This window comes from Pararhizobium sp. O133 (genome assembly GCF_051669845.1).
Taxonomy (GTDB): Bacteria; Pseudomonadota; Alphaproteobacteria; order Rhizobiales; family Rhizobiaceae; genus Pararhizobium.
Map to the genome: position 1 here is coordinate 1,211,648 of NZ_CP196426.1, position 20,092 is coordinate 1,231,739.

Annotated in this window: 20 protein-coding genes; 6 read left to right on the forward strand and 14 right to left on the reverse strand. The window is 61.4% G+C overall.

Translation table 11 applies throughout. From position 1 onward, the window contains the following. Positions 1-87: 87 nt before the first annotated feature. The 6 genes from ACST81_RS05560 to hmgA all read right to left on the reverse strand — a co-directional run bounded on the left by ACST81_RS05560 (position 88) and on the right by hmgA (position 6,264). Positions 88-459, reverse strand: coding sequence for a hypothetical protein (locus tag ACST81_RS05560; protein WP_438751860.1), 372 nt, complete (start codon positions 457-459; stop codon positions 88-90). Positions 460-735: 276 nt separating this feature from the next. Continuing rightward, positions 736-2,187: a homospermidine synthase gene (locus ACST81_RS05565; RefSeq protein WP_438751861.1), complete on the reverse strand. Its 1,452-nt coding sequence runs from the start codon at positions 2,185-2,187 to the stop codon at positions 736-738. 157 nt (positions 2,188-2,344) lie between these two features. After that, a complete protein-coding gene (locus tag ACST81_RS05570; protein WP_438753394.1) occupies positions 2,345-2,992 on the reverse strand; it encodes an alpha/beta hydrolase family protein in 648 nt (215 codons plus the stop codon). 84 nt (positions 2,993-3,076) lie between these two features. Continuing rightward, on the reverse strand, positions 3,077-3,712 hold the full coding sequence (gene maiA / locus ACST81_RS05575; protein WP_438751862.1) for a maleylacetoacetate isomerase: 636 nt from the start codon (positions 3,710-3,712) through the stop codon (positions 3,077-3,079). Positions 3,713-3,721: 9 nt separating this feature from the next. Next, entirely contained in the window at positions 3,722-4,738 is a 1,017-nt protein-coding gene (locus ACST81_RS05580; RefSeq protein WP_438751863.1) for a fumarylacetoacetate hydrolase family protein, read from the reverse strand. Positions 4,739-4,914: 176 nt separating this feature from the next. Then, the gene (gene hmgA, locus ACST81_RS05585; protein WP_438751864.1) at positions 4,915-6,264 is read right to left on the reverse strand and encodes a homogentisate 1,2-dioxygenase; all 1,350 of its coding nucleotides are present in this window, start codon (positions 6,262-6,264) and stop codon (positions 4,915-4,917) included. A gap of 75 nt (positions 6,265-6,339) precedes the next feature. Between hmgA and ACST81_RS05590 the strand changes: the two genes are divergently transcribed. After that, positions 6,340-6,789, forward strand: a complete 450-nt coding sequence (locus ACST81_RS05590) for a MarR family winged helix-turn-helix transcriptional regulator (RefSeq protein WP_438751866.1) — start codon at positions 6,340-6,342, stop codon at positions 6,787-6,789. Between the two features lie 7 nt (positions 6,790-6,796). On the opposite strand, the gene ACST81_RS05595 is transcribed toward ACST81_RS05590, so the two are convergent. Next, on the reverse strand, positions 6,797-7,273 hold the full coding sequence (locus tag ACST81_RS05595; protein ID WP_438751867.1) for an Lrp/AsnC family transcriptional regulator: 477 nt from the start codon (positions 7,271-7,273) through the stop codon (positions 6,797-6,799). A gap of 130 nt (positions 7,274-7,403) precedes the next feature. Here ACST81_RS05595 and hppD point away from each other — a divergent pair, with 130 nt between their 5' ends. Continuing rightward, entirely contained in the window at positions 7,404-8,519 is a 1,116-nt protein-coding gene (hppD, locus tag ACST81_RS05600; protein ID WP_438751868.1) for a 4-hydroxyphenylpyruvate dioxygenase, read from the forward strand. A gap of 62 nt (positions 8,520-8,581) precedes the next feature. Here the strand turns inward: hppD and ACST81_RS05605 are convergent, their stop codons facing one another. From ACST81_RS05605 to ACST81_RS05620, 4 genes are all read right to left on the reverse strand, one after another. After that, on the reverse strand, positions 8,582-8,866 hold the full coding sequence (locus ACST81_RS05605) for a YciI family protein (protein ID WP_438751869.1): 285 nt from the start codon (positions 8,864-8,866) through the stop codon (positions 8,582-8,584). 2 nt (positions 8,867-8,868) lie between these two features. Next, complete coding sequence (locus ACST81_RS05610; protein WP_438753396.1) at positions 8,869-9,669, reverse strand: aminotransferase class IV family protein; 801 nt, start codon at positions 9,667-9,669, stop codon at positions 8,869-8,871. Further along, positions 9,654-10,811, reverse strand: a complete 1,158-nt coding sequence (locus ACST81_RS05615) for an aminodeoxychorismate synthase component I (RefSeq protein WP_438753397.1) — start codon at positions 10,809-10,811, stop codon at positions 9,654-9,656. Before ACST81_RS05615 ends, ACST81_RS05610 begins: the two co-directional genes overlap by 16 nt. Positions 10,812-11,129: 318 nt before the next feature. Next, positions 11,130-12,992, reverse strand: a complete 1,863-nt coding sequence (locus ACST81_RS05620) for a M3 family oligoendopeptidase (protein ID WP_438751870.1) — start codon at positions 12,990-12,992, stop codon at positions 11,130-11,132. Between the two features lie 205 nt (positions 12,993-13,197). Between ACST81_RS05620 and ACST81_RS05625 the strand changes: the two genes are divergently transcribed. From ACST81_RS05625 to msrA, 4 genes are all read left to right on the forward strand, one after another. Further along, positions 13,198-14,745 carry a sigma-54-dependent transcriptional regulator gene (locus ACST81_RS05625; RefSeq protein WP_438751871.1) on the forward strand — a complete coding sequence of 516 codons (1,548 nt, stop codon included), beginning with the start codon at positions 13,198-13,200 and terminating at the stop codon, positions 14,743-14,745. A gap of 184 nt (positions 14,746-14,929) precedes the next feature. Further along, positions 14,930-16,810, forward strand: coding sequence for a DUF882 domain-containing protein (locus tag ACST81_RS05630; RefSeq protein ID WP_438751872.1), 1,881 nt, complete (start codon positions 14,930-14,932; stop codon positions 16,808-16,810). 269 nt (positions 16,811-17,079) lie between these two features. Continuing rightward, a complete protein-coding gene (gene msrB / locus ACST81_RS05635; protein WP_438751874.1) occupies positions 17,080-17,526 on the forward strand; it encodes a peptide-methionine (R)-S-oxide reductase MsrB in 447 nt (148 codons plus the stop codon). Beyond that, complete coding sequence (msrA, locus tag ACST81_RS05640) at positions 17,526-18,044, forward strand: peptide-methionine (S)-S-oxide reductase MsrA (RefSeq protein ID WP_438751875.1); 519 nt, start codon at positions 17,526-17,528, stop codon at positions 18,042-18,044. The genes msrB and msrA overlap by 1 nt, the downstream gene beginning before the upstream one ends. 353 nt (positions 18,045-18,397) lie before the next feature. Here msrA and ACST81_RS05645 read toward each other — a convergent pair whose 3' ends face one another. The 3 genes from ACST81_RS05645 to ACST81_RS05655 form a co-directional block, all read right to left on the reverse strand. Beyond that, positions 18,398-18,661 carry a DUF2312 domain-containing protein gene (locus ACST81_RS05645; RefSeq protein WP_062584009.1) on the reverse strand — a complete coding sequence of 88 codons (264 nt, stop codon included), beginning with the start codon at positions 18,659-18,661 and terminating at the stop codon, positions 18,398-18,400. 120 nt (positions 18,662-18,781) lie between these two features. Next, positions 18,782-19,087, reverse strand: a complete 306-nt coding sequence (locus ACST81_RS05650; protein ID WP_438751876.1) for a DUF1244 domain-containing protein — start codon at positions 19,085-19,087, stop codon at positions 18,782-18,784. Between the two features lie 22 nt (positions 19,088-19,109). After that, on the reverse strand, positions 19,110-19,904 hold the full coding sequence (locus ACST81_RS05655) for an N-formylglutamate amidohydrolase (RefSeq protein ID WP_438751877.1): 795 nt from the start codon (positions 19,902-19,904) through the stop codon (positions 19,110-19,112). Positions 19,905-20,092: the final 188 nt, after the last annotated feature.

Here is a 20,092-nt window from a genome sequence, read left to right on the forward strand (position 1 = left end):
GCGCGGCAAGGTTAAGAACGCGATCGCTCAAGCAAAAAAGCCTCCGCGAATGAACGGAGGCTTCTGGCACGTTTAATCGTTTGATTGTTACACCTTGCGGGCAAGCGAAAACTGCGCGCCGGACTCTGTAGTGCAGTTCAACTGGCTTGGCGCGACCAATGCGCAATTGACTAAGGAGGATGTTCTTTTCACGTTAGAGTAGAGATTTATCTCTGTTACGCTTCCCCTGCTCGTGTAAGTGCCGGACGCCATTTGAGTATTTGTACCGTCACTTGTACGAGTTTGAAATTGTCCTCCGGCGAAGGTTGAAACTAGGCCGTTCGGATCGACCCATGCGCCTTCGACGCCGGCCGGTGCCATCTGCTGGGGCGGAAGCTGGCGAACCTCGCGCGGGGAGGATTGGCAGGAGGCCAAAGCCGCGGCGGCGCACAGGACGGTTAGGATTGCGATCGGCTTCATAAATATCTCCCGGATGCTGCGCGGAAAGCTTCTTTCAATTGGAAAAACCATGCCGTGATCAGGAGTTGAATGCAAGAGTGGGGCGAGAGCACGGCGGGTATTATTCGATCGTCAACGAAAAACGCCCGGGGATCGTTCCCCGGGCGTTGAAAATTCAAGCTACTGCATAATTCTTTAAATCGGATTCGATTTAAGGATAAAATTATGCAGCATATTTAAAGTGTTACAGCGACCTTTGCGCGTCATATTTGACGCGCGGCGCTGTAATCAGTCTGTTCAGCGAACGAGGATGTTCTTGAACTGCCAGGGATCCTTCTCGTCGAGATCTTCCGGGAACAGGCCGGGGCGACCTTCGAGCGGTGTCCATTCGGTGTAGTGGCCTTCAACCGGGCCGAGATAGGGAAGCTGCACTTCCAGGCAGCGCTTGTAGTCGACTTCGTCGGCCTCGACGATACCGGCCTTCGGGTTTTCCAGCGCCCAGACCATGCCGGCGAGCACGGCGGAGGTTACCTGCAGGCCGGTGGCGTTCTGGTAAGGCGCGATGCGGCGGGTTTCTTCCAGCGACAGGCGCGAACCGTACCAATAGGCGTTCTTGTCGTGGCCGTAGAGCAGCACGCCGAGTTCGTCGATCCCGTCCACCAGCTCGTTCTCGTCGAGCACGTGCAGGACCGGCTGCGCATTGCCGCCGTTGCCGAACATTTCGTGCATCGACAGCACGGCGTCATTGGCCGGGTGATAGGCATAGTGGCAGGTCGGGCGGTAGCTGACCTCGCCGTCCTTGTCGCGGACGGTGAAGAAATCGGCGATCGAGATCGCCTCGTTATGGGTGACGAGGAAGCCGTACTGCGGACCCGGCGTCGGGCACCAGGTGCGCACACGGGTGTTGGCGCCCGGCTGCTCCAGATAGATACCGGCCTTGCAGCCCTTCTTGTGCTTCTTGCCGTTCTTCGGCATCCAGTTCTCATGCGTGCCCCAGCCGAGTTCGGCGGGCTGCAGGCCTTCGGAGATGAAGCCCTCGACCGACCAGGTGTTCCAGAAGACGTTGAGCGGCTTCGGGTTCTTGGTCAGCTGCGTGTCGCGCTCGGCAATGTGGATGCCCTTGACGCCGGCCTTCTTCATCAGCTTGGCCCAGCCTTCGCGGTCGTCCTGCGCCGGTTCGTCGAATTTCAGCCCGAGATCCCTGGATAGGTTGACCAGCGCCTGCTTGACGAACCAGGAGACCATGCCCGGATTGGCACCGCAGGTGGAAACGGCGGTGGTGCCGCCGGGGTTCTTTTCCTTTTCCTTGCGCAGCGTTTCGCGCAGCGCATAATTGGTGCGGTCGGCATTCTTCATGTTCTTGTCGAAATAGAAGCCGAGCCAGGGCTCGATGACCGTGTCGATATAGAGCGTATCGATCTTGCGGCAGAAACGCATCAGGTCGACCGAGCCGGTATCGACCGACAGGTTGACGCAGAAGCCCTGGCCGTCGCCTTCGGTGAGAAGGGGCTTCAGGATTTCCTTGTAATTGTCCTTGGTGATATGCGCCTTGATATGGCGGGCGCCATGGCGGGCCATGATTTCCATATCGCCCGCATCTTCGCGGGGTTCGATGACAACCAGCCTGTTCTTGTCGAATTTGAAATGGCGTTCGATCAGCGGCAGCGCGCCGCGGCCGATGGAGCCAAAGCCGATCATCACGATCGGTCCGGTGATTTCGCCGTGAACCGGATAGGTTGTTTCTGCCATTTTGCTTTCTCTCCTGCGGACGGGTTCTTTTGGCTGCTTATTGAGCCATAGCCTGCCAATTTCTGGCTTGGAAGGCCCTAGAGCACAGATTTCTGTCACAATAAAGAGCGCTACGGCAAGTCATTCCGCTCTTGCGACCTTCTGTCCCGGCGCTTTTTCAGGTCCTGGACGAAATCCGGCTGGCCCAGGTCTTGGTCGAATGTGCCATGGTCGCGAGATGGTCGGCAGCCGAAAAGCCGGAGATTTTCTTGCGGGGTTTCAGGTCGTGATCGCCGTCTTCAAACCACAGGATTTCGATCCGGTCGGAGAGGCCGTAAGCGCCAACCTCGTCGGTCGTCCCGAATTCGTCGCGCGTTCCCTGGCAGATCAAGGTCGGCGTTTTCAGGCTGGTGAGGTGGGCGGTGCGCAGACTTTCCGGCTTGCCCGGCGGGTGGAAGGGATAGCCGAGGCAGAGCAGACCGAAAATTGCACCGGCGGAATAAAGCTCGTCGGCGATCATACTGGCGACCCGACCGCCCATCGACTTGCCGCCGATGATCAGCGGACCCTCTACGCCCAGCGCTTGCACGGCAGCCTGATATTCCGGGATCAGCGTTTCGGCGCGCGGCGGAGGTTTCCGTGTGCCGGAAGTTCGGCGAGCGGCCATATAGGCGAATTCGAAGCGTGCAACACGAAATCCCGCTCCGACAAGCACTTTCGTCGCTGATGTCATCGAGGCTGAATCCATCGGAGCGCCGGCGCCATGCGCCAGCAGGATGGTCACGTCGGCATTATCGGCGCCGTCAATCAGGAAGTCTGGTTTCATCATCTGGCTGTGGGGCTGTGGACCATGCCTGCTGTTCTACAGCGATCGGCGGGAAAAGCCATGACCGATGTCCTCAGCCGGCAGTCAGGCCGGCGCGATGGGCTGCGCGGCTTCAAAGGCCGGGAGTTTCCGGCAGGCCTCCGCGATCGCGACGAGACGAGGGCAGGCCGAGAGATCGGCGCCCCACCGTTCGGCGTTGTAGACCTGCGGCACGAGGCAGATATCCGCCATGGTCGGCTGGTCGCCATGGCAGAAGATACCAGTCTGCGGATTGTCGAGCAGCTTCTCGAACGCGGCCAACCCTTCGCCGATGAACTTACGCATCCAGGCGACCCGCGCCGCCTCTGGATTGCTGGATTGCTGCATGACGTGAAAGACGACCCCGAGATTGCAGACGGGGTGGATATCCATGGCAATGGCATAGGAGAGCGCGCGAACCCGGTGCCGACCGAACGGATCGGCTGGCAGCATACCGTGTTGCGGATGTATTTCAGCGAGATATTCGATGATCGCCAGCGATTGCGTCAGCATGTGGCCGTCAATGTCGAGCGCCGGCAGCAGACCTTGCGGATTGCGGGCCAGATGGTCCGGCTGCTTATGCTGTCCGGTAAGCAGATCGACGGGAACGGATTGATGGGGTAGCCCCAGGAGATTGAGGGCGATCCGCACCCGGTAGCTGGCCGAGGAGCGCCAGTAGTCGAACAGAACCGTATCGCTCATCGAGTGGCCTCAGCGGGTTTCATGGTGCGTGACGGTCTGCTCGATGGTGCCGAAGATCGAGTGCCCGGTCTTGTCCTTCATTTCGATGCGGATGGTGTCGCCGAAGCGCATGAACGGTGTTTTCGCAACACCCGTCTCGATGGTCTCGATCATGCGGATTTCGGCAATGCAGGAATAGCCGACGCCGCCCTGGGCGACCGGTTTGCCGGGACCGCCATTCATCTTGTTGGACACGGTGCCGGAGCCGATGATCGTGCCGGCGCAAAGCGGCCGGGTCTTGGCGGCATGGGCGACGAGCTGGCCGAAATCGAAGGTCATGTCGATGCCGGCCTCGGCGCGGCCGAAAGGGTTGCCGTTGAGATCGACCAGCAGCGGCAAATGCAGGCGACCGCCATCCCAGGCCTCGTCAAGTTCATCCGGGCTGACCGCAACCGGCGAAAAGGCGGAGGAGGGTTTCGACTGGAAGAAACCGAAGCCCTTGGCGAGTTCGGCCGGAATCAGCCCGCGCAGCGAGACGTCGTTGACGAGCATGACCAGACGGATGGCAGCCCGTGCCTCATCCGGCGTTGCGGCCATCGGCACGTCGCCGACGATCACGGCGATCTCGGCTTCCATGTCGATGCCATAGGTCTCGTCCGCCATGACAATGGGATCGCGCGGGCCAAGGAACGAATCCGAGCCGCCCTGGTACATCAGCGGCTCGGTCCAGAAGGTGGCCGGCATCTCGGCGTTTCGCGCCTTGCGCACCAGTTCGACATGATTGACATAGGCCGAACCATCCGCCCACTGGTACGCGCGCGGCAGCGGCGAGGCCGCATCATGCTCATGGAAGCGCATCGAGGGCTGCGCTCCGCTCTCCAGCCCTTCCGCCACTTCCGCGAGGCGCGGGCCGACATGTTTCCAGTCGTCGAGTGCCGCCTGGAGCGTGCGGGCGATATGACCGACTTCCGAGCAGCGGGTCAGATCCTTCGAGACGACGACGAGGCGACCGTCGCGGGTGCTATCCTTCAGGGTGGCGAGTTTCATGTTCTTGGCTTTCGTTATTCAGAATACATCATTTAACGGCTGCCCCTCACCCTAGCCCTCTCCCCGTTCTGACGGGGAGAGGGGACGATGGAGCTTGCCGCTTGTCCCTTCTCCCCGTCAGAACGGGGAGAAGGTGGCCGGCAGGCCGGATGAGGGGCTTTCAAGCGCGGCTACCCTCACTTCACCCCCGGCGTCCCATCGAACCGGCGCTCCAGCCCGTCCCAGCAGTCGAGGTAATTGTCCTGCAGCGTTTCCAGTTCCGCTGCGTAGCGGGTCAGCTGCTGCGGGTAGCGGGTCTCGAACATGAAGGCCATGGTGTGGTCGAGCTTGACCGGTTTCAGCTCGGCGTTGGAGGCCTTTTCGAAGCCGGTCGTATCCGGCCCGTGCGGCAGCATCATGTTGTGCAGGCTCATGCCGCCCGGAACGAAGCCTTCTTCCTTGGCGTCGTACTGGCCGTGGATCAGGCCCATGAATTCGCTCATGATGTTGCGGTGGTACCAGGGCGGGCGGAACGTGTGTTCGGCCACCAGCCAGCGCGGCGGGAAGATGACGAAATCGACGTTTGCCGTTCCCGATTCCTCCGTCGGCGCGGTGAGCACCGTGAAGATCGAGGGATCGGGGTGGTCGAACAGGATGGCACCGACCGGCGAGAAGGTGCGCAGATCGTATTTGAATGGCGCATAATTGCCGTGCCAGGCGACGACGTCGAGCGGCGAATGGCCGATTTCGGTGAGATAGAACTTTCCGCACCATTTGACATGGACGCGGCAGGGCGTCTCCTTGTCCTCGTAAGCCGCGACCGGCGTCTTGAAGTCGCGCGGATTGGCCAGGCAATTGGCGCCGATCGGGCCGCGATCCGGCAGGGTGAACTTGGCGCCGTAATTCTCGCAGATATAGCCGCGCCAGTCCGACCCTTCGCCGAGCCGCGAAACCTTGAACATCATGCCGCGCGGGATCAGGCAGATCTCCGAGGGCTCGACATCCATGATGCCCATTTCGGTGAACACCCGGATGGCGCCGAGCTGGGGCACGACAAGTAGCTCGCCGTCGGCATCGAAGAAATAGTCGTCGGTCATGTCCTCGTTGAAGACATAGGCATGCGCCGCCATGCCGACCTGCGTCATGACATCGCCGGCGGCGGTCATGGTGCGGATACCGGCGAGAAAATTGAGTTTTTCGTTCGGGGACGGCAGCGGGTTCCAGCGAAGCTGGCCGAGCGGCAGCGAATGATCGTCGATGCAAGGCGCGGATTTCCAGAGCGGATAACTGCCATGGGAAAAGCGGCGCGTATGCCGGACGCTCGGGCGGATGCGGTACAGCCAGGATCGCTCGTTGGTGCCGCGCGGCGCGGTGAAGGGCGAGCCGGAAAGCTGCTCGGCATAGAGGCCGTATTCACATTTCTGTGGACTGTTCTGGCCCTGCGGCAGCGCGCCCGGCAGCGATTCCGTCTCGAAATCGTTGCCGAAGCCCGGCATGTATCGTGGGCTGTTGGCGGTGATATCGGTATTCCCGCTCGCATCGGACATAGCTTGACCTCCTCCCTCAATATGGTTTTAAACGTAACTGTCGATTTTGTAACCATCAAGGAGGCCGGACGGGACATGGACAACGGGGACTTCGATCTTGAAACCTTCCTGCCGTTTCGGCTCAACCGCGCGGCTGAATTCATCGCCCTGCGGTTCGCAGCTGCTTACAAGGCGGAATACGGTCTGACTCGCCCGGAATGGCGCACGCTGGCGGCCCTCGGCAGCTCCGGACGCATGACCGCAACGGCGGTCGGCACCCATTCGACCATGCACAAGACCAAGGTTAGCCGCGCGGTCTTCGCGCTGGAGGAACGCCGCTGGCTGAAGCGGAAGCAGGACGAGGACGACCGCCGGGTCGAGCATCTGGAACTGACCGCCACCGGACAAACCGCCTATCGCGAACTCACCCGGCTTGCGGTCGATTATTCGATCGAACTGACAAGCCTGATCGGCGAGGAGGGTCTTCAGGCGCTGTCGTTCGGGCTGAGAGCCGTTGAAAATGCCATGGCGCGCCGCCGCCGGTAGAGTGCAGCTACGCCCGACGCGGCCGCACCGGCAAGCCCTGAAAATCCTTCAGCGTCGAGAGCACGATCGATGTCTTGACGTGCTGGACGCTGTCATGTGGCAGCAGTACATCGTTGACGAAATGCGCCAGCCCGGCGAGGTCGGGCGTCACCACCTTGAGGTGATAATCCATCTCCCCTGTCAAAGCGTAGCATTCGAGCACTTCCGGCAGGTCGGCGATCAGGGCGGCAAAGCGCTTGGCATTGTCGCGGTTGTGCGTCGCCAGCGTCACGGCGATGACGATCAGCAAATCGAGCCCCAGCCGGCCGCGATCGAGGATGGCGCGGTAGGTCTGGATGAACCCTTCCGCCTCCAGCCGCGCCCGTCGCCTTGAACATTGCGACGGCGAAAGAGCGATGCGTTCCGACAATTCGTTGTTGGTCAGGCGCCCGTCATTCTGCAGTTCCGCGAGAATCTTGACGTCATATCCGTCCATCTGCTCCATCTGTGCATCCAATCTCGAAATTGCGCATGTTCCTTGCATTAATCTTGCCAAACAGCGCAAGAATGCAAGCTCAATGCATGGGTTTTGCGGCATCATCCGTCTTGGAGTTTGGATTTCGGAGGAGAAGACGATGGGCCCGTTCCCGCATGACGCAGCACCGACCGGCATTACGCTTGATAACCCGGCCGGCACGGACGGTTTCGAGTTCGTGGAATTCGCGCATCCGGAGCCGGAAAAGCTGGCCGAGCTTTTCACCCGCATGGGATACCAGCCGGTCGCGCGCCATCGCAGCAAGGACATCACCGTCTGGCGCCAGGGCGATATCAACTATCTCGTCAATGCCGAGCCCGACAGCCATGCCATGCGCTTCGTCGGCGATCACGGTCCTTGCGCGCCGTCCATGGCCTGGCGGGTGGTCGATGCGCAGCACGCGTTCAACCACGCGGTCTCAAAGGGTGCGACGCCCTATGAAGGCGCCGACAAGGCGCTCGACGTGCCGGCCATCGTCGGCATCGGCGGATCGCTGCTTTATTTCATCGACAAGTACGGCGCCAAGGGTTCGGCCTATGACGCCGAATTCGAGTGGCTGGGCGCGCGCGACCCGAAGCCGCAGGGTGTCGGTTTCTATTATCTCGATCATCTCACCCATAATGTCTATCGCGGCAACATGGACACCTGGTGGGATTTCTACCGGGAGCTGTTCGGCTTCAAGCAGATCCATTTCTTCAACATCGATGGTCGCATCACCGGCCTGATGAGCCGGGCGATCACCTCGCCTTGCGGCAAGATCCGCATTCCGCTGAATGAATCCAAGGACGATACCAGCCAGATCGAGGAATATCTGCGCAAGTACAAGGGCGAGGGCATCCAGCATATCGCCGTCGGCACCGAGGGTATCTACGAGGCGACCGACAGACTGGCCGAGAACGGCCTGAAATTCATGCCGGGACCGCCGGAAACCTACTATGACCTGTCGCATGACAGGGTGAGCGGCCATGACGAGCCGATCGAGCGGATGAAGCAGCACGGCATCCTGATCGACGGGGAGGGCGTGGTGGATGGCGGCGTGACCCGTATCCTGCTGCAGATATTCTCGAAGACCGTGATCGGCCCGATCTTCTTCGAGTTCATCCAGCGCAAGGGCGACGAGGGTTTTGGCGAAGGCAATTTCCGCGCTTTGTTCGAATCGATCGAGGCCGACCAGATCCGGCGCGGCGTGATCCAGCCGGCCGTCGCGGCCGAGTAGGAATACCGTATTTTCCTGCCCCTGCCGCCGGCCGGGACAGGATCGCGGTCAACCTGCGTGAGTTATTCTTTCAGGCCTTCGAGACGGGCCGCCGTCCGGCTGACCAGGACCTCGGTCACCTCATAATCGGCGACACCGTGAACGGTGAACGGGTCGGTCGCGACAAGCGCGTCGATCTCGCTGCGCGTCCCGCGCGCCAGGATGACGCCGCCGGTGCGCGGGTTTTTGCGGCCGGACGCAAGAAAGACTCCTCGATCGTATCCGTCCTTCACCCAATCCATATGCGGTTCGATATGGCGATCCACCTCGGACAGGTCGGCCGTATAGGTCAGTGACAGGATGAACATGATCAGTCCTCGGTTAGGAGTTGGGCGCGGATCAGCCCGCGCAGGGAATTGCCCATATAAAGCGTTCCCGCCTTCAGCTCGTCGAGCGACAGATGCTGGACGCGTGCGCGGCGCGTGCAGATCAGCTCGGTCCTGAGCACGCCGGCCAGCAGGCCGCAGCTGATCGGCGGCGTCTTCAGCTGCCCCGAGCCGTCGTCGAGAAAGATCGAGGTGATCGTTCCCTCACAGGGCTCGCCCTTTTCGTTGAGCAGCAGCACCTCGTCCGCGATATCCGCCGGATATTCACGCCGGGCGGCCTCATAGAGTTCGCGGCGGGTCGTCTTGTGGCGCAGCAGCCTATCGACAGAATCGAGGCGGGATTCGGCGAGCGCGATCCGCCAGATGGTGTTTTCGGGCAGGGGGGAGAAGGGGGCGGTGGTGACGGCGATGTCGCCCGTGGGGCTGAGGGTCAGGCGGACGCGGAGGGGATGGTTTCTTGCGCCGTGGGAGGCGTCACCCCCCTCTGTCGGGCTGGCCGACATCTCCCCCTCAAGGGGGGAGATCAATCCGGAGCTGCCTTTCGGGCGGAGGTAGTTTTCGGCGATCTCCCCCCTTGAGGGGGAGATGCCCGACAGGGCAGAGGGGGGTAGAGCATCGGCAATCGCTTCTGCCAGCTTTTCTTCTGCTCTGTCAGCGCCGACAAATCCCAATCGCCCCGCAGAGCGCTTGAGCCGGGCGAGATGTAGCCGCAGCCGGACGATGCCGCCCCCCGGCTCCCAGCGCATGGTTTCGATCAGCGAGAAGGAGTTCATCGCTCGATCCACGCGTCGCCGACGGCGAAACGGGCCTTCAGCAGGCATTCCTCGTATTCCGCTTCTGCCGTGGAATCATAGACGATGCCGCCGCCGACATTGAAGATGGCTTTGCCGTCCGGAAACAGCGATAGGGTCCGGATGGCGACGTTGAAGCGCATGGTGCCATCTGGTGCGATGAAGCCGATGGATCCGCAATAGGCGTCGCGCGGGCCGTCCTCCAGATCATGCAGGATTTCCATCGCCCGCATTTTTGGCGCGCCGGTAACGGAGCCGCAGGGGAACAGGGCCTCGAAGATCCGGGTGATGGTCGTTCCTGGCAGGAGCTTTGCCCGCACGTGGCTTACCATCTGGTGTACGGTCGGATAGGTCTCGATATCGAATAGGCGAGGGACATTGAGGGTGCCGACCTCGGCGATGCGCGAGACATCGTTGCGCAGGAGATCGACGATCATCCGGTTTTCCGCCTGCGACTTTGGGTCGGCGCGCATCTCCTCGACCAGTGCCCTGTCTTCCACAGGGGTGGCGCCGCGCCGCGCGGTGCCCTTCATCGGATGCGTCTCGATCCAGCCATCGCTGTCCACCCGGAAGAACAGTTCCGGCGAGCGGGAGAGAAGGATCGGCCCATCGAGCGCGACGAGCGCACCATATTTCACCGGCTGGCGCTCGATCAGCGACCAGAAGGCGGCGAGCGGATCGCCGTTCCAGCGGGCATCGACCGGCATGGTCAGGTTTGCCTGGTAACAATCGCCCTGGCGCAGATGCTGGTGCAGGCGGTCGAAGCGCTGGCGGTAGGCTTCCAAGTTCCAGCTTGCGCGCGGCTCGGTGATGAAGGGCTCGTTTTCCGTGCGGCGTCTTGGCTCAGCGAGCGTATGCTCCTCCGCCGGCGCATCGAACACGCCGAAGGACATCAGCGGCGTCGGCCGGTTTTCCTGCGCGAAGGGGGCAAGCTTCTTTTCGAACAGATGGCCCGCCTCGTAGCTCATGAAGCCGGCCAGCCATTTGCCCTCAGCCTGCGCTGTCTCCATCTCGGCGAGCCCGCGCCAGAACTGGGCTTCAGTGCGGGCGGTGATGACATGGGAAGGCTCCGCAAAGACCGTCGTCCTGTCTTCGCTGTCGTCCCGGAAGAGGACATAGGGGCCGGTGTGGGTCATGCTGCTCACGTACGCATGGATCCTCGGGTCAGGCCCGAGGATGATGGAGGATGAGGCCGGCGTCTGGCTGCCTCTTCTCCCAGCGGGGAGAAGGTGGCCCGAAGGGCCGGATGAGGGGGGCCGAAGGCCACTCCCGGTTTCGCCGCACGCGCCGGCCAAGCCGGCGCCCCCTCATCGCCTCGCTTTCGCTCGGCACTTCTCCCCGCTGGGGAGAAGAGGAAGCGTGGCGCCAGCTCCATCCTCCGTCATCCTCGGGCTCGATCCGAGGATCCACGGCCGTATCGATCATACTCGCCATCATCGCCCTGCTTTTGAAAATCACGCCTGCTTATCAAGCGCTTCCAGCTCGTCGATCAGCCCTTCCAGCATCGACAGGCCCTGTGCCCAGAACGACGGATCGGTGGCGTCGAGCCCGAAGGGGGCGAGAAGTTCGGAATGATGCTTGGTACCGCCGGCCTTCAGGAGCTCGAAATACTTCTGCTGGAAGCCGCTTTCGGCTTGTCTGTAGACGGCGTAGAGCGAATTGACCAGGCAGTCGCCGAACGCATAGGCATAGACGTAGAACGGCGAATGGATGAAGTGCGGGATGTAGGTCCAGTAGGTCTCGTAACCCTCGGAAATCCGGATCGCCGGACCGAGGCTTTCGGCCTGAACCGACAGCCAGAGTTCGCCGATAGCGTCGGCCGTCAGTTCGCCGTCCTTGCGGGCGGTGTGGACCTTGCGCTCGAATTCATAGAAGGCAATCTGGCGCACGACCGTGTTGATCATGTCTTCGACCTTCTGCGCGAGCATTGCCTTGCGCTCGCGCTTGTCGCGGGTCTTGTCGAGAAGCGCGCGGAAGGTGAGCATCTCGCCGAAGACGGAGGCGGTCTCGGCGAGTGTCAGCGGCGTCGAGGCCATCAGCGCGCCCTGACCGCCGGCCAGAACCTGATGGACGCCGTGGCCGAGTTCGTGGGCGAGCGTCATCACGTCGCGCGGCTTGCCCATGTAATTGACCAGCACATAAGGGTGCGCGGAGGGCACGGTCGGATGCGCGAAGGCGCCCGGCGCCTTGCCCGGACGCACCGGCGCATCGATCCAGCCGCCATCGAAGAAGCGGCGGGCGATATCGGCCATTTCCGGCTCGAAATCGCCATAGGCGGACAGAACGGTTTCCTTGGCCTCGTTCCAGGAAATCAGCGAGGTCGGCGTTTCCGGCAGCGGCGCGTTGCGGTCCCAGAATTCCATCTGCTCCATGCCGAGCCATTTCGCCTTCATCGCATAATAGCGGTGCGACAGGCGCGGATAGGCGTCTTTCACAGCAGCGGCCAGTGCATCGACAACATCGCGCTCGACGCGGTTGGCGAGATGCCGGCTGTCGGCGATATCGTTGAAGCCGCGCCAACGGTCGGAAATATCCTTGTCCTTGGCGAGCGTGTTGGTGATCAGCGTGAAGGTGCGCAGGTTGGCTCTGAAGGTTTCCGTCAGCGCCTGCGCCGCCTTCTTGCGAATGGCGGGATCGGATTCTTGCAGCATGCTGAGCGTGACTTCGAGCGGCAGTTCCTCGCCATCGATGGTGAAGCGAAGCGCCGCCATCGTCTCATCGAACAGCCGGTTGAAGGCGCTGGCGCCGGTCATCGACTTTTCGAGGAAGAGCTGCTCGATCTTGTCGTCCAGCTGGTAGGGCTTGTCCAGCCTGAGATCGACGATCCATGGCTTGTAATGGGCGGCCAGCGGGTCGTTGTTTAGAGCTGTATCGATGACGGCGTCGTCGATCCGGTTCAGCTCCAGCGAGAAGAACAGGAGATGGCTTGCCATGTCCGTCAGCTTCGCCTGGGCGTCGCCGTAAAGCTTGCCGTTGGCCGGGTTGGACGTATCGGAGAAATAGGTGAGGCCGGCAAACGAGCCGATCTTGCCCATCAGGTCCTCAAGCGCCTCGAACTCCCGAACTGCAGCGCCGATACCCGCGTCGCCGGTGCGTGTCGCGGCCTCTGCAAGTGTGCCCTTCCATTTGCCCTCGAAGGTCAGCGCCAACGCCTCGGCCTTCGCCAGGTCCTCCAGATATTCCGGCGACGTCGCCGACGGATAGAGGTCTTCCAGTTTCCAGGAAGGCAGGTCGCCGAGCCCGGACGTGTCTGCAGCCGCCGAGCTTGTGGCACGGACGATGCGGGAAAACGGCTGAAAAGCGGCGAGATGATGCATGAGCGGTTCACTCTTTTTGTCGAATGCCGGCCCGGTTTCGGGCAGCGAAGCAGGGGCGGATATGGGGCCATGACCTAACGTCGGCAATGGTTAAAATGCAAGCATTTCTCAAAAGAGGATTTTCAGGCCTTTGTGGGAGGAATGCTTCTCACGATGCGGCACATGACGTGACGATCCGGATCTACGCGGAAAGCAGGAGGCCCTCATGACATCCCAAATTCTCGTCATCGACGACGATCCGGTTCAGCGCCGGCTGCTCACCAACATGATCGAGCGGCTTGGCCATATCGCGCATCTGGCCGATAACGGCCGCAGCGGCCTTGAGCTCCTCGAGCGCAAGCGCGGCCTGATCAGCGTCATCCTGCTCGACCTGATGATGCCCGAGATGAACGGGCACGGCTTCCTCGAAGCGGTCGCCGAACGCGGCATCGATACGCCCGTCATCGTCCAGACCGGGCAGGGCGGCATCGAGACCGTCGTGCTCGCCATGCAGGCCGGCGCCTTCGATTTCGTCGTCAAGCCTGTGTCGCCGGAGCGTCTGTCGGTCGCCATCGGCAATGCCCTGAAACTGGAGCATCGCGAGGGCAAGGGCCGCGCGCCGAAGCGGTCGCGCAGCGGCTCGGTCGGTTTCGAAGATGTCGTATCGGCAAGCCCGGCGATGATCCGCGTGCTCGATCTGGCGCGCCGTGCCGCGCAGTCGAACATTCCGATCGTGCTGGAAGGCGAATCCGGCGTCGGCAAGGAAATGGTCGCGCGCTCGATCCAGCATGCGAGCGAACGCGCCAGCAAGCCGTTCATCACGGTCAACTGCGGCGCGATCCCGCACAATCTGGTCGAAAGCATTCTCTTCGGCCATGAGAAGGGTGCCTTCACCGGCGCCAATGAAAAGCATACCGGCAAGTTCGCCGATGCCGACGGCGGCACGCTGTTCCTCGACGAGATCGGCGACCTGCCGCTGGAGGTCCAGGTGAAGCTGCTGCGCGCGGTGCAGCAGGGCGAGATCGAGACGATCGGCGCGCGTCATCCGCAAAAGGTCAATGTCCGGCTGATTTCCGCGACCAACAAGGACCTGATCAACGAGGTTCGCGAAGGCCGCTTCCGCGAGGATCTCTATTACCGGCTGAACGTGTTCCCGATCGCCATCCCGGCGCTGCGCAAGCGCAAGGAGGATATTCCGGTTTTGGTGCGGACCTTCGTCGAGCGCTTCGCCGTCGAACAGCGGCTCGCAACGCCATTGACGGTTTCAAGCGGGGCGATGGCATTGCTCACGGCCTATGACTGGCCCGGCAATATCCGCCAGCTGGAAAACGCGATCTTCCGCGCCGTGGTGTTGGCCGAAGGCACGGAACTGACGGTCAAGGACTTCCCCCAGATCGCCACGCAAATTCCGGGCTATGTCGTCGCCGAGAAAACCGGCTTCACCTGGGAGGAGACGGGGCCGGTGAAAATGCCGATCGTCGAGGCTGACCATTTGCCGCCGGTCTACCCCCAGTTCGGCTCGACAGAGCGGGCGGACACACGCAGCCATGCGTCCGATCACCAGCCGGAAAACGCGATCGCGAGCGTCGACGATGGCGGAAATGTTCGAAAACTGGCCGATGTCGAGGAGGAATTGATTCGGTTCGCGCTGAAATTCTACCGCGGACAGATGAGCCAGGTGGCCCGCAAGCTCGGCATCGGGCGGTCGACATTGTACCGTAAACTCAAGGATTATGGCATTAATCCGGATGATCCGTTCAGCGAGGCCGCATAAAATTAGGGATAACAATCAACCCCGTTCCGTCGTATTCGCCAGTTGTCGTTTAGACCTTGTTAGTGATCCATTCACTATATTATAAGGATAACCGATGACTGTGGCATATTTGCCATGCTGTCACCGCAATTGACAGTCATCTGAGCAGCCACGGGACGCATTGTCCGTCGGACGGGGATTGAGTTTGCAAAATTTGTTCGGTTTCAAGAAGCCTCGCGGCTCCGTGATCACCCGCTTTTGCGCCGCGATAGCCGGTAAGATGCCGCGCGTTCTTGCATCGCTTGTCATCGCTGCGTCCCTGGTCACTCCGGGCTTTACCCCGCCTGTCGAAGCCGCCGGTCAGACGCGGACGCTGAAGCTCTATTTCATTCATACGCAGGAAAAGGCCTCCATCACGTTCAAGCGCAATGGCCGCTATGACCAGAAGGGCCTGCAGCAGATCAACCGTTTCCTGCGCGACTGGCGCCGCAACGAGCCGACGCGGATGGATCCGCGCCTGCTCGACCTCGTCTGGGAAGTTTATCAGAAGAGCGGTTCGCGCGATTACATCCACGTCGTTTCCGCCTACCGCTCGCCGGCAACCAACGGCATGCTGCGGTCGCGCTCGAAAGGCGTCGCCAAGAAGAGCCAGCACATGCTCGGCAAGGCAATGGACTTCTATCTGCCCGACGTGAAGCTGAAGACGCTGCGTGAGATCGGCATGAAGTTCCAGGTGGGCGGCGTCGGCTACTATCCGACGTCGGGCTCGCCTTTCCTGCACATGGACGTCGGCGGCGTTCGTGCCTGGCCGCGCATGAACCGCAACGAACTCGTCCGCCTGTTCCCCGACGGCAAGACCTTGCACGTTCCCAGCGATGGCAAGCCGTTGCCGGGCTACCAGATGGCCGTTGCCGACTACAAACGCCGCGTTGGCGAAAGCACGATCGAAGTGGCCGGCGGCGGTGCCAAGGGGCCGGGTGACAAGGACACCACGAAGCGGAAGGGTAACCTCTTTGCCATGCTGTTTGGCGCCGGTGGCGACGAGGATGAAGAACCCAATGCGATTGCCAGCGCCGAACTGGAAGGGGCCGACGAACAGCCGGCTGCAAAGTCCAAGGCCAAGGTGACAGAAGTCGCCGCCGCCGAAGAAGCGCTGCCCGGCGTCGATAATTCCGTTGCGAAGGCTGCAGAACAGGCCAAGGACGTTGCTGCCCCGGTTCCGGGCGTACGGCCGGCCTTCAAAGACGCCGATGCCGGCATCCAGACGGCACTCGTCGCACCGGCCAAGGATACGTCGCAGGAAGCCTGGGCAGCGGCACTGCCCGCCGGTACGCAGGCTGCCCAAAGCGAATATGCAGACTTGACCGCCTACAAGATTCCGGTGCCGCAGATGTTGGGCAAGCGTGGATCGAACGGTGATGCCGGCAGCAGCGACACGTTGATGGCCTCGACCGATCCGAATGCCGCCGTGGTGCCTGAAGACGTTGCGGCGCTTGGCTTCGTGCCGGTTCCGGGCATGCGTCCGGCGGGTGAGGATGCGATGATGGCCGTTGCCGACGCCAATGTCGCCGTGCCGTCCTTTGCCGATCGCAGCCTGCAGCCGCAAGCCGTCGCGCTCGCACAGGAACCGGTGGATGCCGAAGCCCAGACGCGCGTTGCGTTGGCGCAGCCAACGGCCAAGCGTGAAGAACAGCCTGTCGAGATGGCGGCCTTTGTCCCGCAGACAGCGGCGAAGACCCGTGGCCTTGTCTTTGACGATGCCTTCAACACCGACAAGAGTGCCGAGGCTCCGGCCAAGGGCAAGCGCCCGAACAAGCAGGAAGCAGACGCTGCGACTCGCTCGTCTGTTCGCACCGAGCCGAAGCTGACGCAGCAGATCATTTCCTCATGGGCTCTGACGAACGGCCGCATGGCGACGCTGTCCAAGTCGGTCAAGGCGCCGCGCTTTGTCAGCAAGACCCTGCGGGCCTCGCCGACGACGGTCTATTCGGCCGGCTTCTCGAACAACGCGGTTGCCATCGACACGGCCCGGTTCAGCGGCAATGCGGTCAACTTCCTCGAAGTGAAGAAGTTCAGCACCAATTGATCCGGCTCCATCTGACTTGTGAAAGCTCGCTGGTGACGGCGAGCTTTTTTCGTTTCGGACCAGTTTATTGGCGAACGGGCTCACGCGAACGTGTGCATGGTGTGAGTTTCGGCGCGCTTCGTGGGCTATGGCGGAACCATGCCTTCCTTCCTATATGACGGTCATCTCTTTTGCTGCCGCGCGTTCGCATTTCGCGTCGTTCGCGGTAAGGTCATGGGATGCGTGGCGGCGGCGAAGGCAATCCCGTTCAATCGGGTCAGGAGTTGTGAATGTCCAAATACATGAAGACCCCGGAGGCGATTTCAAAACTGTCTCCGGAACAATATCGCGTCACGCAGGAAAGCGGTACGGAACGGCCCGGGACGGGGGAATATCTCGGCAACAAGAAGCCAGGGATCTATGTCGATATCGTTTCGGGCGAGCCATTGTTCGCGTCCTCGGACAAATACGAATCCGGTTGCGGCTGGCCGAGTTTTACCAAGCCGATCGACCCGGCCCATGTGGCGGAACTGCGCGATGCATCCCACGGCATGGTCCGGACGGAAGTTCGCTCGACCCATGGCGACAGCCATCTCGGCCATGTCTTTACCGACGGTCCAAGGGATCGCGGCGGGTTGCGTTATTGCATCAACTCGGCCTCGCTCCGCTTTGTCGATCGCGACAGGATGAGAGAGCAAGGTTACGGTGATTATCTCGACCAGGTGGAGGATATCTGATGACGACTGAACGCGCAGTATTGGCCGGCGGCTGTTTCTGGGGCATGCAGGACCTGATCCGCCGTTACGACGGCGTGGTTGACACACGGGTCGGTTATACCGGCGGGGACGTGAAGAACGCCACCTACCGCGATCATGGCAGCCACGCGGAAGGCATCGAAATCACCTTCGATCCCGCCCGGATCAGCTATCGCGATCTCCTGGAGTTCTTCTTCCAGATCCATGATCCGTCGACACCAAATCGGCAGGGCAATGACCGGGGAACCAGCTACCGCTCGGCGATCTACTATACCAGCGACGAGCAGAAGCGCGTCGCGATCGACACAATCGCCGATGTCGATGCCTCCGGCCTGTGGCCCGGCAAGGTGGTGACGGAAGTGGAGCCGGTCGGCGATTTCTGGGAAGCGGAACCGGAGCACCAGGATTATCTGGAGCGGATTCCAAACGGTTATACCTGCCATTTCATCCGCCCGGGTTGGAAGCTGCCCCACCGCGAAAAGAGCAGCGACGCCGCCTGAGGCGTCCGGATGGTGTTAAAAGCAAAAGACCGGTCATTATCGACCGGCCCAGACCGCTGAAAGTCTTGCCAACAGGGATTAGGGAAAGCAGCGCAGCCAAAACCTCCGTCATTCTCCCCTCGGGTTTAACCCGAGGGCTTGTGGCGGGAATCCAGCCGGTCCAAGTCATTGGGCCGAAAGAGTCTTTTGACCCGACGGACGTCGGGTCGCTGGATGCCCGCCATAAGGGCGAGCATGACGGAGGATGCGGTGTCGCTTCGTCAAACAGCTGCTTTTAGGGTTTGTCAGCAACCTGAGGCCGGTTGTGACCGGCCTTTTCGATATTCTGACGCTTCTGAAAGCGCTCCGGGCGATTATTCAGCATCCGGTGCGTCGATCATGCCGAGAGCGGCAAGATAGGTGTCGAGGATGGCTTCCTGTTCCATGCGCTCGTCCTTGTCCTGCTTGCGGATGGCGATGACCTTCTTGAGAATCTTCGTATCGAAGCCGGTTCCCTTCGCCTCGCCGTAGACATCCTTGATGTCATCGGCGATGGTCTTTTTTTCTTCTTCCAGCCGCTCGATCCGCTCGATGAAAGAGCGAAGCTGGTCGCGGGCGACGCCATGGGCATCCGACATGGTCTTCTCCTTATTGGGGACTGAATTTGTGAGGCTGTGACCTGACGTGAAGCGCGGCCAAGGTCAAGTGACATTGCGCATGTTGGCGTCGATTTCGCGGCGACCAAGGCCGTATCGTCCCTATTCCTGCGGCTTGTTCACGTCGAAGGCGGCCTTCTGCTCGGCGCTCGCCTCGCGCTGGTGGAGTGCGCGCCATTCCTCATAGGGCATGCCGTAGACGATTTCGCGCGAGGCTTCCTTGTCGAGCGGCACGCCGGCCGCATTGGCCGCGTCGCGGTACCAGTTGGACAGGCAGTTGCGGCAAAAGCCGGCAAGGTTCATGAGGTCGATGTTCTGGACGTCGCTGCGCTCGCGCAGGTGGGCGGCCAGCCGGCGGAAGGCGGCGGCCTCGAATTCAAGCTGTTGCTGTGGCGTCAGGTCACTCATCGTCGGTCTCTTTCCGGTCGTGTCAGAAGGCGTGTGGTCCGGTGCGGGACGGATAGCGCCTGATCTCGTGCATTTCAGGGCGCGCGTTCAGTCCTTCAAGGATCGGGCCGAGGCGTTCGCTCCATTCGGCAACGCCGGCATCGTCACCGATCAGGTCCTGCCGCACTTCGATCAGCGCATGCGCGATGCCCGTCTCCATGCAATGGCGAAACATCGTATCGCCGCGCAGCGCGCCATCATAAGGTTCGTTGTTACCGACGATGATGTCGCCTGAGGCTTCCAGTTCCCTGATCAGCGGATGCACGGCGCGCGGATCGCTATCCCACAGAACAGCGGCATGCCACGGACGGGCGACGCCTTTCCAGGCGGGCGTATAGGAATGGAGCGATATGACCAGCGGAGTCTTGCCGCTGGCGGCACTCACCTCGGCGAGCGTCTGCGAGACGGCACGGTGATAGGGGCGGTGAAAGCGATCGAGGCGGGCTTCCCATTCTTCCGGGGTAATCGGATGGTTGCCGGGAATGATGGCGCCGTCGGAAATCTTCATGATCAGCGTCGGATCGTCCTCGCCGCGGTTAGGATCGATCAGCAACCGCGAGAAGCAACTCATGACGGCGGGAACGCCAAGGCGGGCGGCCAGCCGCCGGGTCAGCGCCTCGACGCCGATATCATAGGCGATATGCCGTTCGAAGGCGCTATCCGGCAGCCCGAGGCGGCCATATTCCGGCGGCAGCCTGTTGGTTGCGTGATCGGCCAAAAGCAACAGCCCTGCCGTCCTGTCGCCATCGATGATTTCGAACGCTGGTGTTTCCGGCATACAGTATCTACTCGTTTTATCCTTGACGAAATTTGATGGCATGATGGGGTTGCAATCGCAAGGCACTGCTCGATTTGTCCGGTTTCGGTCAACAAAAAGCCGGATGTAATCGATTAGAGTCGCGTTGACTTTCAAAGCCTCCCGTCGCAAGAAAGTGCCACGACAAATCACAATGGAGACCCATTGGA

Bases quoted from the DNA above. Each gene is read 5' to 3' on its own strand.
- ACST81_RS05560 (WP_438751860.1), bottom strand. From the start codon at position 459: ATGAAGCCGATCGCAATCCTAACCGTCCTGTGCGCCGCCGCGGCTTTG.
- ACST81_RS05565 (WP_438751861.1), bottom strand. From the start codon at position 2,187: ATGGCAGAAACAACCTATCCGGTTCACGGCGAAATCACCGGACCGATC.
- ACST81_RS05570 (WP_438753394.1), bottom strand. From the start codon at position 2,992: ATGAAACCAGACTTCCTGATTGACGGCGCCGATAATGCCGACGTGACC.
- maiA (WP_438751862.1), bottom strand. From the start codon at position 3,712: ATGAGCGATACGGTTCTGTTCGACTACTGGCGCTCCTCGGCCAGCTAC.
- ACST81_RS05580 (WP_438751863.1), bottom strand. From the start codon at position 4,738: ATGAAACTCGCCACCCTGAAGGATAGCACCCGCGACGGTCGCCTCGTC.
- hmgA (WP_438751864.1), bottom strand. From the start codon at position 6,264: ATGTCCGATGCGAGCGGGAATACCGATATCACCGCCAACAGCCCACGA.
- ACST81_RS05590 (WP_438751866.1), top strand. From the start codon at position 6,340: ATGGACAACGGGGACTTCGATCTTGAAACCTTCCTGCCGTTTCGGCTC.
- ACST81_RS05595 (WP_438751867.1), bottom strand. From the start codon at position 7,273: ATGGAGCAGATGGACGGATATGACGTCAAGATTCTCGCGGAACTGCAG.
- hppD (WP_438751868.1), top strand. From the start codon at position 7,404: ATGGGCCCGTTCCCGCATGACGCAGCACCGACCGGCATTACGCTTGAT.
- ACST81_RS05605 (WP_438751869.1), bottom strand. From the start codon at position 8,866: ATGTTCATCCTGTCACTGACCTATACGGCCGACCTGTCCGAGGTGGAT.
- ACST81_RS05615 (WP_438753397.1), bottom strand. From the start codon at position 10,811: ATGACCCACACCGGCCCCTATGTCCTCTTCCGGGACGACAGCGAAGAC.
- ACST81_RS05620 (WP_438751870.1), bottom strand. From the start codon at position 12,992: ATGCATCATCTCGCCGCTTTTCAGCCGTTTTCCCGCATCGTCCGTGCC.
- ACST81_RS05625 (WP_438751871.1), top strand. From the start codon at position 13,198: ATGACATCCCAAATTCTCGTCATCGACGACGATCCGGTTCAGCGCCGG.
- msrB (WP_438751874.1), top strand. From the start codon at position 17,080: ATGTCCAAATACATGAAGACCCCGGAGGCGATTTCAAAACTGTCTCCG.
- msrA (WP_438751875.1), top strand. From the start codon at position 17,526: ATGACGACTGAACGCGCAGTATTGGCCGGCGGCTGTTTCTGGGGCATG.
- ACST81_RS05645 (WP_062584009.1), bottom strand. From the start codon at position 18,661: ATGTCGGATGCCCATGGCGTCGCCCGCGACCAGCTTCGCTCTTTCATC.
- ACST81_RS05650 (WP_438751876.1), bottom strand. From the start codon at position 19,087: ATGAGTGACCTGACGCCACAGCAACAGCTTGAATTCGAGGCCGCCGCC.
- ACST81_RS05655 (WP_438751877.1), bottom strand. From the start codon at position 19,904: ATGCCGGAAACACCAGCGTTCGAAATCATCGATGGCGACAGGACGGCA.